Genomic DNA, 15,583 nt, shown 5'->3' on the forward strand with positions numbered 1-15,583 from the left:
TCTACTGTCCGAATTCTATTCTAGCCTGTTCTACCATTTCCACGGTAACTCGATCGGAACCGGCATGACGAGCTAATTCTTCTATCCTTTGACGCGCTTGGGAACGAACAAAATAGGGAATATTTTTCAGTTTTGCTTTTGCTTCTGCAGTCCATTGTAGTTGATCGGAAAAATCTAGAGCGTCCATAGATTTAACATATAGTAGTCCGTCTATTATACCAAAAAAGATGAGCTATTTTGAGATAACGATTTTCTTAACAGCGAGTCTTTTTCACCTTTCTTTTAATTTTAGGTTTCTGCTAGGTCAAAATTTACTCTTTGATATAAATCTTGCAAAGAAATCTGCCAATCCACCGACACCAATTGTAAAACCGCATTTTCCCCCATGACGAAATCAATTAACCATTGATCATCCTTTTGTTTATAGTAACGTTCCACACTATAACTAGATTGTTCAATCAGAATATATTCCTGAAAAGTTGGCAAGGAACGATAGAATTTAAACTTATCCCCTCGGTCATAAGATTGGGTAGAATTAGAGAGAACTTCGACAATAATTAAAGGATTGATCACGTTAGATTGACTATTCCCTTGATAGAGAGGTTGACCTTTAATCACCATCACATCGGGATAGGTGTAAATGCTATAATCTGACAGCCATAAACGCACCGTTTCCATGTAGGTATAATAATCTTGATTATTGATAGTCAGAGGAAATCTTCGATAGAAGTTTCCAGCAATCTGATTGTGATTAGTGGTAGCTCCTACCATTGGGATAATTTCTCCTTGACGATATTCATTTTTATCTTCGGACGTTTCCTCCAGAGCGAGATATTCTTCGGGAGTATAATATTTAGTTTCGGTAGTGGTTAACATTTTTGACTCTCCTTCCTATTCTATTTTCTAGGATACAGCATTTCCCTAAAAAGAGATAAAGTTATCCTTGAGCAAGGTTATCAATTGACTTGCTCGAAAAAGTGTATTTTCAATATCTCAGAAATCCTTTGACGCGCTTGGGAACGGACAAAATAGGGAATATTTTTCAGTTTTGCTTTTGCTTCTGCAGTCCATTGTAGTTGATCGGAAAAATCTAGAGCTTCCATAGATTTAACAATAGTAGTCCGTTTTGAGATAATGATTCTCTTGACAGCGACTCTTTTTCACCTTTCTTTTAATTTTAGGTTTCTGCTAGGTCGAAATTGACTCTTTGATATAAATCTTGCAAAGAAATCTGCCAATCCACCGACACCAATTGTAAAACCGCATTTTCCCCCATGACGAAATCAATTAACCATTGATCATCCTTTTGTTTATAGTAACGTTCCACACTATAACTAGATTGTTCGATCAGAATATATTCTTGAAAAGTTGGCAAGGAACGATAGAATTTAAACTTATCCCCTCGATCATAAGCTTGGGTAGAATTGGAGAGAACTTCGATAATAATTAAAGGATTGATTACGTTAGATTGACTATTCCCTTGATAGAGAGGTTGACCTTTAATCACCATCACATCGGGATAGGTGTAAATACTATAATCTGACAGCCATAAACGCACCGTTTCCATGTAGGTATAATAATCTTGATTATTGATATTTAAGGGAAAATTACGGCAAAAATTTAGACAAATCTGATTGTGATTAGTTGTTGCTCCTACCATTGGGATAATTTCTCCTTGACGATATTCATTTTTATCTTCGGACGTTTCCTCCAGAGCGAGATATTCTTCGGGAGTATAATATTTAGTTTCGGTAGTGCTTAACATTTTTGATTCTCCTTCCTATTCTATTTTCTAGGATACAGCATTTCCCTAAAAAGAGATAAAGTTATCCTTGAGCAAGGTTATCATTTTTTCCTTAATCTCTAGCAAAAAATGCTGAGAAATCCACAATTAAAAATCTAACTATCAAAATTGCTCACTTCAAAGGTTAAAATAAACTAGATAAATAGTTTTATGTTTAGTTTCTCCTATGTTTAACTGGTTCCGTCGTCAGAAAGTCCAACCCGAACAAGAACAAGCACCCCCCGCACCCGTAGAGGAAACCCCCAGCGAGGCAACCAGTCAGGAAGAGTATTTAGATTGGGCCAAAAAAGCCTTTAAAAATATTCAAGAGAAAAAAGCCACGGCCGAGGCCGTCGTGAGCGAAACCCCTGAAACATCTATTGCTGAAACGGAACCTCCGCAAGAGGAAGAACCAGTTAAAGAAGAAGAAACCGAGGATAATACCCCCGCATGGCTGAAAAAATCTGATCGCCTCGAAATTCTCAAAGAAACCGCCATCGAAACTCCCACAGAACCGGATGAAGATTTTATCTGGTCGGCCAAAGTTTTAGCCAATCAGGGACGACAAGCAGAGGACGTTTCAGAAGAAGAAATCACCTGGTTAAAAAAATTGCGTCAGGGTTTAGGCAAAACGCGCCGCAGCTTGGTCAATCAGCTTAAGGCCGTGGTCGGTCAGGGTCCCCTCAATCAAGACGCGGTGGAGGAAATCGAAGCTTTATTGCTTCAGGCCGATGTGGGGGTAGATGCCACCGATTATATTATCACTACCCTCCAAAATAAGCTAAAACAGGAAGCTCTGCCCCCCGAAAAAGCGATCGAATATCTCAAAGAAATTATCCGCGAGATTTTAGATGCACCTTTAGCCAATTATAGCAACCCCGGTTTTGAGCCAGAAAAAGGTAAATTAAATATCTGGATGCTCACAGGAGTTAACGGAGTCGGTAAAACGACGACTATCGGCAAATTAGCCCATTTATCTAAACAATCTGGCTATAGCTGTATGATCGCCGCTGCCGACACCTTTCGCGCTGCTGCCGTGGAACAGGTGAAAGTTTGGGGAGAGCGATCGCAAGTCGAAGTCATTGCCAACCCGGGCAAAAATACCGATCCGGCCGCCGTGGTGTACGATGGCATCGAAGCCGCTAAATCCAGGGAGATAGAATTACTCTTAGTAGATACGGCGGGAAGATTGCAGAATAAAAAGAACTTAATGGCAGAATTAAGCAAAATTCGCCGCATTATCGACAAAAAAGCCGAGAGTGCTGTGGTGGAATCGCTTCTAGTTCTCGATGCCACTTTAGGACAAAACGGGCTGCGACAGGCAGAGGTTTTCTCGGAAGCTGCCCAATTAAGCGGCGTGATCCTGACTAAAATCGATGGTACAGCTAAAGGGGGTGTTGCCCTTGCCGTAGCGCGTCAGCTTAACCTACCGATTCGCTTTGTTGGCGCTGGGGAAGGAATCGAGGATCTGCGGCCCTTTTCCAGTTACGAATTCGTGGAAGCTTTACTAAGTGGCGATTAATCTCACCCCGCCTATCTTTCATAATCTTTTCATGGTTGCTTCATAATTGTCTCATTTTTAGCTATGCTAGAAATGGAGACTCAGGGTAACAACTATGCAAACGACAATTACAGTTAGTCATCTAGGAGTATATTATCGCGGCGTGGAGGCCCTACGGGATATCACCCTGAAAATTTATCCAGGACGATTAACCGGTATTATTGGTCCCAACGGTGCGGGCAAAAGTACCCTGATCAAAGCCATGCTAGGATTAATTCCCGTACAACAGGGAAGCGTTAACTATCAAGGGCAATCTCTACAGCAACAACTGGATAAAGTCGCTTATGTTCCCCAAAGATCTCAAATCGACTGGACCTATCCCGTCACCGCTTGGGATGTGGTAATGATGGGGAGAGTCAGAAAAACGGGTTGGTTTCGTCCTTTTTCCCACATTAGTCGTCAACGGGCTTTAAATGCCCTAGAACGGGTGGAAATGGCTGATTTGCGCCATCGTCCCCTCGGTCAGTTGTCGGGGGGACAACAGCAAAGAGTCTTTTTAGCCAGATCTTTGGCCCAAGAAGCGGAGATTTTCTGTTTTGATGAACCTTTCGTTGGGGTAGATCAAAAAACCGAGGGGGTTCTTTTTAATATCTTTGGTGAGTTAGCCCAAGAAAATAAAATTGTCCTGGTGGTTAACCATGATTTAGGCGAATCTATCACCCATTTTGCTGATTTAATCCTCTTAAATAAAGAATTGATCCTCGCCGATCAACGAGCTAAGGTCTTAACCGATTTTAATCTCCGGCGTGCCTATGGGGGTAAAGTCTCCTTCTATGATGCCATGACACCACCAGATCATCGCCGATCGAGTCTCGATTATCTCGATCGCTTCTCGAAAAACAATGCGATAAACTAGAAGCGAAGATATTTTGGCTGACTGCCGATAGGGACACCGATGACAACTATTTCCCCGCAAGAAGTAACAGGAACGATCGAACTGGCTCCTAACTATCGAATTCCCCTGTTTTTGGTAATTTTATCGCTGCCTTTACTCTTTTTACAGGTCTGGCTCGGCATAATTTTCTCCCTGTTAGGGCTATTCTTGATGTTCCAGACTACCCGCATTCGTCTCCAGTTTACCCCCACTTCCTTAGATGTCTATCTGTCCGGGCAACAAATTCGCTCCTTTCCCTACCAAGAATGGCAAAATTGGCGAATTTTCTGGAATAAAGTCCCGATACTATTTTATTTCAAAGAAATTAACAGCATTCATTTTTTGCCCATTATCTTTGACAGCGCAACCCTGAGACTGTGCCTCGAAAAATACTATCCTTTAGCAGCATCGCAAGCGATCGACTCAGAAGCGAACTAAGATTGAGATAAAATAAAATCTGGCTAATAGCGTCTTAAGTAGGTAGGTGTTAAAAATTGTCAGATCCCCCGCCTATCGGCACCCCCCTTATTAAGGGGGGCAGGGGGGATCCCCCGCCTATCGGCACCCCCCTTATTAAGGGGGACAGGGGGGATCGAAGGCAAGATATATCGTCTATTAATTAGAACCACTTACTTAATTGCCTGCCTTGGCCCTTTGTTCGCTCTGCATTTCTAAAGCCGATGAATTCAGAAGATTTTAATGTTTTACCCCTTGACAAAATGACAGACTTACCCAATGAATCTGTCGAAGAATTTAGTTTTGATGATCTCTGGAACGATCGCCCAGTAGAGAATCCCCTGCCATCGGAAACCGCCCCCGAAGGCGAATTAGTTCCCGCAGCGCAGGCGGAACCCCTACGAGCAGAAATCGAGGCTCTAGAACGGCAAAAACAGAGCCTAGCGGCAGAAATCTCGGCATTAAAAGCGGAAAAAGAACGCTTGATCGCCGAGGAATTGGGGGATATCAAAGCTCAAATCGAAAGAATGCTCAAGGAGGGCGTAAAAGACCTAGAACAACGCAAACAGGCTTTAGAAGTGGCGATCGAACAGTTAGAACGCCGTCGTGAGCGGATTCGACAGGAAATGCGGAGTAATTTCGCCGGAGTCTCCCAGGATCTAGCCGTGCGGGTTCAGGGATTTAAAGACTATCTGGTGGGCAGTTTACAGGATTTGGCCGCGGCTGCCGAACAGTTGGAATTACCCCGTTTTGAAACCCCCGAAAAATCCCCCCGACCTGTGGAACCTCCCCAGCGGACCGAACGAGAGGAAAACCCCCGTCCATCCCGTGGCAGTCAAGGCCGGGATGATCGCGGAGAAATTCCCCGTCCCCCCCGTACCAGTAACCAGGGCCGGGATAATTGGCAAGAACCCCGTCGTTCTAATCGTTCGGGTTATGAATCGGAACCGGTGGGGCAATCCACCCCTAGACAGGGCTTTTCTGAGCAAAATCAGCGCATCCAAACTCTTTTAGACCGTTATCGCAGTCGTCCTGACTATTACGGTCCCCCTTGGCAATTACGGCGCACTTTTGAACCAATTCACGCCGAACGGGTGCAACAGTGGTTCTTTAAACAGGGGGGGCCGGGGTACTGTTCGCGGTATGGGCAGCCGTCTCCAGAATATTCTGGTCGCTTCGGCAATTATCTCGATTATGGCGGAATTACAGGGCGATCGCTTCCGTTCTCTCGTTCTGGCTAATAGTCCCGAACGTTTAGGCGAATGGCGGCGCGGTCTCCAAGATTGTCTCGGCATTTCCCGCGCCGATTTTGGACCTGACCGCGGCATCGTTCTCTTTGAGTCTCCCGAAGCTTTAATTCAAAAAGCGGAACGTTTAATCGACGATAAGTATTCACCGCTCATTATCATCGATGATACCGAAGAACGGCTGAATTTCGCTCTTTTACAATTCCCCTACTGGTTAGCTTTTGCCCCTGAACCCCAACAAAGTTCTAGTTATTGGTATTAACTAATTAGTCCTTGAGTATTGCGATACATTGGGCTAAAGAAGCGTTAGTTTTCACCGCTTGCGGGTTAATATGGGTGGCAGCAGCTCGATAACCTTGTTCTAGGAGAGCTGCAATTAAATCTTCCCTTTTAGGTAGATCTAATTTGCCCCTTCTACCAATTTCCCGAAAGCTATAAAAATAGGGAGGAAAATCGTTTTCTTCCCTCATTATTTCTAACAATTTAACTACCTTTTTCCACTGCCATTGATCGGCTAAATCTGCCATTTTTTCTAGATAAAAACGATCGTGTAAACTGCCTAACCACAAAGGTCCGGTTAAGGTTAAAGGTTGTCCGTCCCCAGAACAAACTATCTTGCCTAACTTCGGCCAAGGCACTGATTGATATTCTCCGCAGCTATGACAATAACCGAGAAAACCGTAGTTATGACTATTTAATTGTCTATTAGCCGTTAACCGCACCATCACCCGATAACTTTGACCAAAAAAGAAGGAAAAAACCGGCGTAATTCCTAAACCTAACCGGGCCGATTCTAATTGCAAACCGGCGATAATTAATCTTAATCCCTGTTCGTGGGCAGCCGGATGATTGCGAGCAGATGCTCCATAATCAGCTAAACTATTTTCTAGATTATGACCCGTCAGCGTTCGTCCATCGGTATTAGTCAGATAAATTAAACCACCGATTTTAGTGGCTAAAGGAATAGCACTAAACAGAGATGCAGGGGAACCAAAAGCATCAATATCAACTAGATCATAATGGTCTTTTTCAAGATAACATTCTAGGAGAACTTCTTGAGCAGATTTATAGGTTATTTTCCCTTGTTTCTGTTGTAATAAACTCTCTAAGTTAGCGTCTAAAGTTGGCTTAATTTCTGGATTTCCATCATTAACCCACAGCCAATCCGCACCACTTTCTAACCAATACCTGAGCGCTCGCACACCAGAGCCGCTCATTACTTCTAAAACGCGCAAACTGCCCCGCTCTTTTTGGGCAATTGCCGCCCCTAAAACTCCTAAATCTCGGACGATTTTACTATCTGGTCTATAGAAAGTATTGTTGATATTAAATATCGCTTTTTCTTCCTGCATCGCTCATCTCATAATTAGCACTCGATCGCTACTTTTTTTCTTTCCACAATTCCCTAGTAGCGAAAAGGGTCAACCACTGCCAAAACCGATCAGACATCAAGATAGAGGATAAATCTAAAGATAGTGTGAAATTAGCAGAAATTGCCGATTTTTTTAGTATTATATCCCTGAAAAGCTGATAGTTTCCCCGTGGGAAGGGCAAATTAAAGGTAAAAAAACAGTTATTTTTTTACATCTTATAAGTAGTTAGATGTTAAAAACTATCAGTTCCCCCCTTATCAAGGGGGGATTAAGGGGGGATCGAACCCAACATCTATCTTAGATGCCCAGAGTTACGGCTAAAGTTTGATTGCTTCAAAAGTCAAGTGCTGATAGCGATTCCTGTGGGGTCGCTATTTTTTTCCTCCCCACCGACAAAATTGAGCAGCGCTCGTCGTCCCTGCTCGCCTCGATCGAGTAAAGTAATCTCTAGATAATTTTCCGGCAAAAAAGTTAAACGTTCCGACCATTCGATCGCCACTATCCCTAAATCTACCTCGATTCCCTGCCAATAATTTTCTAGGTACAGCGCCTCGATATCTTGACCCTGCAAACGATACAAATCCAAATGATACAAAGGAAGGCGGCCTTCGCTATACTCGTTAACGAGGGTGAAGGTAGGACTAGCTATAGGCTCTTGAATACCCAATCCTAAGCCAATTCCCTGTACTAAGGTGGTTTTTCCCGCTCCCAAATCGCCTTTTAATAAAATTACACTGCCGGAGGCCAAGGTTTGCCCCAGTTTTTCCCCTAAATTGACAGTAGCTTCTCGATCGGGTAAGTCGATAATCATTTTTTTCCGCTAGGATGCCAATTAACCACTGATTCTAATATAGCGATCAGAGCAGCTTTCTGACCTTCTTGGCTCTGGGGGGCCAAATTTGGTCTTTTGATCGATAAAAATAGAAGCAGTTAAACTAATCTCTTATCTCTTAGTCTTACCTTTGGTCAAATGGTCGCCATCAAGACAGAGATAAGCGATCGGCGAAACCTTCTGGTAGATTAGACTAAATGGGAATTGGTTAACTGCTTTTATAAAATTGATTGTTCCCTAACCATCAGCATTGTCTGGGGTCGAAGGGAATAAAACAACCGAAGTTTAGGACTTTAAGTCAGAAGTTAAGAAAAACAGTGAAATTATTATTTTTGAGTAATGGCCACGGTGAAGATGAGATCGCGATCCGGATTATTAAAAGACTGCAATCATCTCCCCACTGTCCGGGTATTACTGCTTTACCCCTAGTGGGTAACGGTTATGCTTATACTCGTCTGGGGATTCCCCTTCTCGATCGAGGTCAAAAAATGCCCTCTGGGGGTTTTATCACTAGGGATGCGAAACAATTATGGCGAGATCTACGGGAGGGATTATTAGGATTAACCTCCCGTCAATACCGTCTGGTCAGAAATTGGGGCCAAGAAGGGGGAAAAATTGTTGCGGTGGGAGATATCTTACCCCTTGCCCTTGCTTGGTTAAGCGGGACAGATTATGCTTTTGTGGGAACGGCTAAATCAGAATACTATCTCCGGGATGAGCAGGGATGGTTAGATAGTAGCTCGATGATCGATCGCCTTTGGGGTTCCTACTATTATCCCTGGGAACGCTGGTTAATGGCTCATCCTCGCTGTCGGGGGGTTTTTCCCCGGGATAGTTTAACTAGCAAAATTTTACAACAGTGGTCAATTCCCGTTGTCGATGGGGGTAATCCGATGATGGATGACCTTTTACCCTCCATAACGGGCGATTTTCCCCAAGATTGCCTAAATATTCTGCTGCTACCCGGTTCGCGCTTTCCCGAATCTCTCCACAATTGGCAGCAAATTCTCGCAGATGTGGCCGCCATTATCGGCCGTTTTCCCGATTACAAGCTGGAGTTTTTGTCGGCGATCGCTCCTTCTCTCCCCCTAGAATCTTTTACGGCTGCTTTAATTGACCGGGGTTGGCGAGAACATAGCACAAATAAGTTTATTTGTCAAGAGGTATTTATAACTATTTCTCAAAGGGATTACGCCGAATATTTAGGCCGTTGCCATCTAGCGATCGCCATGGCGGGAACTGCCACGGAACAGTTCGTCGGTTTGGGTAAACCGGCGATCACAATTGCGGGATCTGGACCACAGTTTACTCCCCATTTTGCCAAACTGCAACAGCGTTTATTAGGCTGTTCAATTCTCTTAGGCGATAGTGCCGAGTCAGTGCCAGACAAGTTAGAATATTTATTACAAAATCCCCCAAAGTGGCAAAAAATCGCCTTTAATGGTCGTCAGAGAATGGGTTCAGCCGGTGCCTCCGATCGCATTGCCCAATGGTTACTAGGCAATTTTTGCCCTTAAACGAAAGTATCGGTCTGATTTTCGCCGCTAGTGGTCCCCTCAAAAATAGTTTCTAGGGCGATTTTTTGGGCGCTTGGTTGTTGTCCGTAGCTGAAAAGATAGGGAATGTCTCCGCTTTGTTGACGAAACCACTGGAAAACGTAGGGACTACCATAAACAATCAATGCTTGAATTTGTCCAGTTTTCAGCAAAGCTTGATAGATAGCTTTCGTTTCCTCCCCTAATCCGGCACTACCCCGAAAAGGATTACCACGGATAAATACTTGTAGGAGAGTCGTTTCTGGGGAGACGAGGGACTGATTAAAGGTGCTACGGTCGATTATTTGGGTTTGATAACCCCATTGTCGGGGAATTGTCACCGCCGGACAAGAGCGATCAAGAAAGTCACAGTTGAGTAAATCATCGATAATGATTAAATTGCGGCCTTGAGTGGCTTGAATCGGTAAATTAGCGCTAACTGTTTGGGAATCTTTTAAAATATCGCTGACAATCTCTAGAGCTTGCGGTGCCGCTAAACTGCTTAAGGATTCTAAGGATGGCTGTCTTTGCCCCAATTTCTCTTTTGCTCGTTGAATACGTTGCCAAGAATCATTAATTCTCGCTTCGCTAATTGTACCCGCTTGCACGGCACTATACACCGCTTCGATCGCTTCGATCGGATCGGGAGGCATTAACAGTATATCAGCCCCCGCCTGTACCGCCCTCACTGCTATGGCGGCAGCACTGGCAATTTTGGTCACTCCTCCCATAATCAGGGCATCGGTGACGATTAAACCCTGAAAACCGAGATTTTGGCGCAGTTTTTCCGCGAGAATTTTCGAGGAAAGAGTGGCGGGAAACTCGGCATCCCAAGCGGGAATTAACAGATGGCCTGACATAATACTATCAACCCCCGACTCGATCGCCGCTTGAAAGGGGGGCAATTCGATCGCTTCTAGGCGATCATGATCGTGGTTGATGATGGGAAGATCGAGATGGGAGTCATTGCTGGTGTCACCGTGGCCGGGAAAATGTTTGGCCGTGGTCAAAACTGGATAGGAATTCGCCCCTAAAATAAAAGCTTGAGCTAGATTAGCGACGATTTCGGGAGTTTCAGCGAAGGAACGAATATTAATAACGGGATTGTCGGGATTATTGTTCACATCGACAATTGGGGCTAAAATCCAGTTAATCCCGATCGCTAGAGCCTCCTTAGCGGTAATTGCTCCCATTTCCCTAGCATATTCTGTGGCTTTTGTCAAGCTTTTTTCGGCTATTTTTCCTAAAGCCATCGGGGGGGGAAACCAAGTGGCGCCGGAAAACCTTTGGCCGACTCCCTCCTCGATATCGGCAGCGATGAGGAGAGGATTATCGCCGGACCAACTTTGTAATTGTTGGCTGCGGAAAGCGATTTCGGCGGCGCTACCTCCTAATAGAATTACCCCACCGAGGTGGAGGGTTTCTAACCAATGTTTTAGGGTAGCGTTGACAGGTTCCCAAGCAGGATAGCGGATTTGTTGGTCAAAGAGATAGCCGGAAGCGCGGACTACTATCATCTGACCAATACGTTCTTTTAGGGATAAAATGCGATCGCTCATTATTCAGTTATCAGTTATCAGTTATCAGTTATCAGGAGACAGGAGACAGGAGATTATTTTTATTTGTTCTCCCCATACCCCAATTCATAATTCATAATTCATAATTCCCCCACTTCCCCATCACCCCACACCCTACACCCTCTTTCAAGTCAGGAGACTCCGAGACAGGAGACAGGGAGAAAAAAGACGGCTAATAGTTCTATTCTTCTTCGGAATCGTCATCTTCTGGGGGTCGATCGGTTTTAATATGATCAAGAAGATGTAACATTCGATCGCCGCGTTCAAGAGAAGAATCTTCTAGGAAGACCACTTCGGGGGTACGTCTCAGACGGATGCGTTGGCCCAGTTCACGTCGGACGAATCCCGCAGCAGCTTTTAACCCGGCCATGGTTTCGGCCTTTGCATCTTTGTTGCCGTAGATAGACACAAAAATCCTAGCGTGTTGTAGGTCGTGGGAGAGATCTACATCGGTAACGCTAACCATACCGGCACCGACGCGATCATCTTTAATTTCCATTAATAACATTTGGCTGACCTCGCGCTTAATTAGCGAGGACACGCGAGATACTCGACGATCATTGGCCATAATTTTCGTCCCCTAAAAACAGCGAAACCTTTACCATTGTATCAAGCTAATCCGAGCATGGCTTTGAGGGTGAAATAAAGAAAGGCGAAAGTTCCCCCCAGAAAGCCCACAAGTGCGATCGCTGTGAGGGGATTTTTTAATAAAGGGGCCAACCAGCCGAAAAAGGCGAAGAAAATCCCTAAACTAAAGCTAATCAGATAGCGGGGGTAACGGCTCACGTTATCAAAAAAGTCGCCCATAAATTTTATTTATTATCTTTGTCCGTAAGTAATTATAGCAGTAAGCTTCGATGCTGCCACGCCGCCCGATTCAAGGAACTTAACAGAATCTCTAGACTTTTGTACTATTTAGCAGTACAACATCTGGCTGGAGAGAAATACGGAATCACTCTACTCTAGATACAGTTAAGGGTACAGCCATTTTCAAGCTGGCGACGGGCATCGATCGATCCCTGAATTTCGGCTAACCAAAAGAGGATAATTAATAGCCGGATGACAGCGATCGAATATCGAATCTTGGCGGAGAGAGTCAGAAATTTCCCCGACTAATAAGGGATTGTTAAAACTTAGCTCCAAACTAACTTTTGGATGGGTGCAAGGTTGGCATTGATACCTTAATACCTTAATTTAGCAACGACTAAGAATGCGGTGCTGGGGCAGAGGGTGATTAGATAGATAAATTCTAATTGTTAAGAAAATCTTAAACTTGGGTGTTGTCTGGAAAAAATCCGTCTAGGATTACAGTTATGATCGTCGAACAGTAAGCTCGATAATAAGTTCGCAGGAACATTTAAAATTAAACACTTATGGCTCTTCGTTTTGTGTCATGCAATGGACGGGGGTTATAAGGGATGGAACACTTATATAGAAAGGCATTTAGCGATTTTTGTCAATTATTTTCGATCTAGAGCGAACTAATCAATTAAGTCTTTTACCAGATAAGGATTTAGTCGATTTATGCCCTCATATCGAACCATACCAAGTAACGAAGAACCACACTTATTTCCTAAATTCATAAATGTCCTATGTTAAAGATTGCCACAATTCCCTATCCAATTGCCACAAAATACAAAAGCTTGTTTGGACAGGCAGAACCAATAGTAAAAAACCCTATTTGGTTGAACTGTTTTGCTCGTGGTGTCGATGGTCGTGTTTATCGAAAGTGGTTCAACAACAACGCCGGGTGGAAACCATCTGACTTTGATTGGCAGCCGCTTGGGGGAGGGATTACGGATTACCCAGTTGCAGTGGCATGGTCTAGCGATCGACTTGATATTTTTGCCCGCGGTGTTGATGGCGCTCTGTATCACAATTATGGAAGTAACAACGATAAACCTTTAGCAGGATGGGAACTACTGGGTGGTCTGATTCAAGGTTCTCCTACAGTTGTTTCTTGGGGAACTAATCGAATCGATATTTTTGCCCGTGGCACGGATAATCGTATTTACCACAAGTGGTGGGATGGCAAGGGATGGAAACCCTCACAATTAGATTGGCAACCCCTGTTGGGGATTGAAACATCTGAGCCTCCTGCCGCAGTAACATGGTCTAAAGGTCGTTTAGACATTTTCGTACTCGGTTTAGACGGGAATGTGTATCACAACTATGGAAATGGCAATCCTAATAACTGGAGCGGATGGGAAACACTAGGTGGCTCACCGTTAAAAGGAGCGCCAACGGTTGTTTCTTGGGGGGCTGAGAGGATTGATATTTTCGTCCGGTCGTGGGATGGTACCATTAAACACAAATTATGGGATGGAGTATTTCCCTGGAAACCATCACAATTAGATTGGTATGATGTAGGTGGTCCGATTAACACCAATAGACCGGGTACATCTGACCCTCCTGCTGCGGTTGCATGGTCCAAAGGCCGGCTAGACGTATTTATACGCGGACAAAAAGAGGGGGCTGTGCATCATAATTATGGCAATGGAAGTCCTGGCAGTTGGAGTGGATGGCAATCACTGGGGGGCAAAATCCAAGGACCTCCTACAGTTGTTTCTTGGGGGACTAACAGGCTTGATGTTTTTGCCCGTGGCATGGATGATGGGGTTTGGCACAAGTGGTGGGATGGCGTACCCCCCTGGAAGGGTTGGGAATTATTGGATAAACCAGTGAGTCCATCAATCGTTGTTTTTACTACAAAGAATCAAACTGGTGGAGCCATAAGGGTTAGCGGTAAAGGTTTTACCCCTGGTGGAAGAGTCAAGTTCTATGTTGAGAATCTAGTCAATCAAAAGAATCCATTCCATCTGACGGAAGATCGTGCAGATGCACAGGGACAGTTTTCGGAAAAAACTAATTTCTTCCAGGCCAACTGTTGGCCAAATCAAGTTAATCCTGCTGTAATTCGCGCAGTTGATGTGGTGACTGGTGCATCAGCAACAGGGACATCAAATGCTTATACTTGCTAATTGTTTATTAAGTTTGATCCCATCGCCTCGTAGCGACTGTTTTGATTGTCAAGGGGTAATTCAAAAAACACTCAAGCAGTTACCCTAAAACTCAAAATCTCAAGCCGAAAAAAAACGCAGGAAAAGCTAATCCGATCAGGCTAAAATAAAGCAGCTAAAACCCTTGATCAGAGACAAGAAGGGGTGTGATACTAAATCTCGTCATTAGAGACTGATTATCTATTGCCCCTTTTGTCTATTGCCTATTGCTTGTCCTGATATGTAGCCTATACTCAACGGATTTAGTGTGAATCTCTGGCGCAGAAAATCCCTAAACTAAAGCTAATCAGATAGCGGGGGTAACGGCTCACGTTATCAAAAAAGTCGCCCATAAATTTTATTTATTATCTTTGTCCGTAAGTAATTATAGCAGTAAGCTTCAATGTTCAAGGGTAATTCGATAATTTCCCCGATTGAGTTTCACTGGGATTGTGGGACATCTGGCGCGAGAATCATCAATTGTCCTTCCTTATCCTCGCGAATGGCTAGAATCGCCGGACGTTCATTTTCTGCCGACTGAGGGGATAACCCGCGAAAAACATAAGTCCAATTGTTATTTTGGATTAATAACCGCCAAACTCGCGGGGGATTGACTTTACTATCATTCGTTTCTTTTCCCCGCAGCTCTTCGAGTAATTTAGTCTCACCGATAATTCGATAACCTTTGAGAGAAGGATCGGTAAAAACATCCTCTGGATTACGACCGATCGCTATCTGTTTTTCTGGTAAAACTAAAGTGATAACTGGTAAGGTAGAACTATCATTAACTGCATCGCGACGGGCATCGATCGATCCCTGAATTCGGGCTAACCAAAAAAGAATAATTAATAGCCAAATAACAGCGATCAAATCTTTTCGGAGAGCTTCGGGAATTCCCCGGACTAATAAACCTAGGGGGTGAAATATTTGATGAAATTCCCGTTTAGATTGACTGACAATTAAATAGGATGGCAGGGGAGACAAAATCCAGAGGGTAAATTGAATCGCAAAGGCAACGGCAACCAGCGCCAGAAAAGTTCGCAGCAACGCCCCGAAATCGCCACAGAAGACCTGTATCGGCACGAAAAGGAAGGAACGCAAGGGCAAGTGCAGACGGTTAATCTCAAGGCTAAACCAGCCGAAATAGGACTACCGATAAATCCATCCCGTAAAATAGAGAAAAATCCCCAGCAAACCGAGAAGACTGGCGAAAGTTCCTAGTATCTGTGTTCCGGGAGGGGGCGAATTCGGAGCGCTCACGGTAAAATGTCCCTGATTGGCGTTTTCGATCGCTATCCTACTCGATCGATCGGGTTCTATCGCCAGTTCTTTGTATTTTATCAAGG

At 44.2% G+C, this 15,583-nt stretch carries 14 protein-coding genes and 3 pseudogenes; 6 read left to right on the top strand and 11 right to left on the bottom strand.

Annotation, left to right across the window (positions count from 1 at the left end):
* Position 1: 1 nt before the first annotated feature.
* The 4 genes from ACQY1X_RS01470 to ACQY1X_RS01485 form a co-directional block, all read right to left on the bottom strand.
* On the bottom strand, positions 2 to 187 hold the full coding sequence (locus tag ACQY1X_RS01470) for a PCP reductase family protein (RefSeq protein WP_002737708.1): 186 nt from the start codon (positions 185 to 187) through the stop codon (positions 2 to 4).
* A gap of 101 nt (positions 188 to 288) precedes the next feature.
* A complete protein-coding gene (locus ACQY1X_RS01475) occupies positions 289 to 876 on the bottom strand; it encodes a Uma2 family endonuclease (RefSeq protein ID WP_430015295.1) in 588 nt (195 codons plus the stop codon).
* Positions 877 to 956: 80 nt separating this feature from the next.
* On the bottom strand, positions 957 to 1,103 hold the full coding sequence (locus tag ACQY1X_RS01480; protein WP_430015296.1) for a PCP reductase family protein: 147 nt from the start codon (positions 1,101 to 1,103) through the stop codon (positions 957 to 959).
* 74 nt (positions 1,104 to 1,177) lie between these two features.
* Positions 1,178 to 1,765: a Uma2 family endonuclease gene (locus tag ACQY1X_RS01485; protein WP_430015297.1), complete on the bottom strand. Its 588-nt coding sequence runs from the start codon at positions 1,763 to 1,765 to the stop codon at positions 1,178 to 1,180.
* Between the two features lie 205 nt (positions 1,766 to 1,970).
* Here ACQY1X_RS01485 and ftsY point away from each other — a divergent pair, with 205 nt between their 5' ends.
* The 4 genes and pseudogenes from ftsY (at position 1,971) to ACQY1X_RS01505 (ending at position 6,183) form a co-directional block, all read left to right on the top strand.
* A complete protein-coding gene (ftsY, locus tag ACQY1X_RS01490) occupies positions 1,971 to 3,305 on the top strand; it encodes a signal recognition particle-docking protein FtsY (RefSeq protein WP_002751781.1) in 1,335 nt (444 codons plus the stop codon).
* Between the two features lie 94 nt (positions 3,306 to 3,399).
* The gene (locus ACQY1X_RS01495; protein WP_430015298.1) at positions 3,400 to 4,200 is read left to right on the top strand and encodes a metal ABC transporter ATP-binding protein; all 801 of its coding nucleotides are present in this window, start codon (positions 3,400 to 3,402) and stop codon (positions 4,198 to 4,200) included.
* Positions 4,201 to 4,239: 39 nt separating this feature from the next.
* Entirely contained in the window at positions 4,240 to 4,656 is a 417-nt protein-coding gene (locus ACQY1X_RS01500) for a DUF3119 family protein (protein ID WP_002751775.1), read from the top strand.
* Between the two features lie 242 nt (positions 4,657 to 4,898).
* Positions 4,899 to 6,183, top strand: a pseudogene (locus tag ACQY1X_RS01505) (DUF3086 domain-containing protein).
* 4 nt (positions 6,184 to 6,187) lie between these two features.
* Here the strand turns inward: ACQY1X_RS01505 and ACQY1X_RS01510 are convergent.
* Together ACQY1X_RS01510 and tsaE are read right to left on the bottom strand one after the other, a co-directional pair.
* Complete coding sequence (locus ACQY1X_RS01510; RefSeq protein ID WP_430015299.1) at positions 6,188 to 7,273, bottom strand: tRNA (guanine-N1)-methyltransferase; 1,086 nt, start codon at positions 7,271 to 7,273, stop codon at positions 6,188 to 6,190.
* A 361-nt stretch (positions 7,274 to 7,634) separates the two neighbouring features.
* Positions 7,635 to 8,105: a tRNA (adenosine(37)-N6)-threonylcarbamoyltransferase complex ATPase subunit type 1 TsaE gene (gene tsaE, locus ACQY1X_RS01515; RefSeq protein WP_430013827.1), complete on the bottom strand. Its 471-nt coding sequence runs from the start codon at positions 8,103 to 8,105 to the stop codon at positions 7,635 to 7,637.
* Positions 8,106 to 8,443: 338 nt separating this feature from the next.
* Between tsaE and ACQY1X_RS01520 the strand changes: the two genes are divergently transcribed.
* Positions 8,444 to 9,643: a lipid-A-disaccharide synthase-related protein gene (locus ACQY1X_RS01520; RefSeq protein ID WP_430013828.1), complete on the top strand. Its 1,200-nt coding sequence runs from the start codon at positions 8,444 to 8,446 to the stop codon at positions 9,641 to 9,643.
* Here ACQY1X_RS01520 and ACQY1X_RS01525 read toward each other — a convergent pair.
* The 3 genes from ACQY1X_RS01525 to ACQY1X_RS01535 form a co-directional block, all read right to left on the bottom strand.
* Complete coding sequence (locus ACQY1X_RS01525) at positions 9,640 to 11,220, bottom strand: glycoside hydrolase family 3 N-terminal domain-containing protein (RefSeq protein ID WP_430015300.1); 1,581 nt, start codon at positions 11,218 to 11,220, stop codon at positions 9,640 to 9,642. The two genes, ACQY1X_RS01520 and ACQY1X_RS01525, sit on opposite strands and share 4 nt — an antisense overlap.
* Positions 11,221 to 11,419: 199 nt before the next feature.
* Positions 11,420 to 11,806: a 30S ribosome-binding factor RbfA gene (gene rbfA, locus ACQY1X_RS01530; protein ID WP_430013830.1), complete on the bottom strand. Its 387-nt coding sequence runs from the start codon at positions 11,804 to 11,806 to the stop codon at positions 11,420 to 11,422.
* Positions 11,807 to 11,847: 41 nt separating this feature from the next.
* Entirely contained in the window at positions 11,848 to 12,045 is a 198-nt protein-coding gene (locus ACQY1X_RS01535; RefSeq protein ID WP_002737592.1) for a DUF751 family protein, read from the bottom strand.
* Positions 12,046 to 12,830: 785 nt separating this feature from the next.
* Here ACQY1X_RS01535 and ACQY1X_RS01540 point away from each other — a divergent pair.
* Complete coding sequence (locus tag ACQY1X_RS01540; RefSeq protein ID WP_430013831.1) at positions 12,831 to 14,219, top strand: carbohydrate-binding protein; 1,389 nt, start codon at positions 12,831 to 12,833, stop codon at positions 14,217 to 14,219.
* 296 nt (positions 14,220 to 14,515) lie between these two features.
* On the opposite strand, the pseudogene ACQY1X_RS01545 reads toward ACQY1X_RS01540, so the two are convergent.
* Both ACQY1X_RS01545 and ACQY1X_RS01550 read right to left on the bottom strand, forming a co-directional pair.
* A pseudogene (locus ACQY1X_RS01545) lies at positions 14,516 to 14,590 on the bottom strand (DUF751 domain-containing protein); the annotation flags it as partial.
* 88 nt (positions 14,591 to 14,678) lie between these two features.
* Positions 14,679 to 15,581 (bottom strand): annotated as a pseudogene (locus ACQY1X_RS01550) (hypothetical protein).
* Positions 15,582 to 15,583: the final 2 nt, after the last annotated feature.

It is taken from the genome of Microcystis protocystis FBCC-A270, assembly GCF_050500235.1.
GTDB classification, from domain to species: Bacteria; Cyanobacteriota; Cyanobacteriia; order Cyanobacteriales; family Microcystaceae; genus Microcystis; species Microcystis ichthyoblabe_A.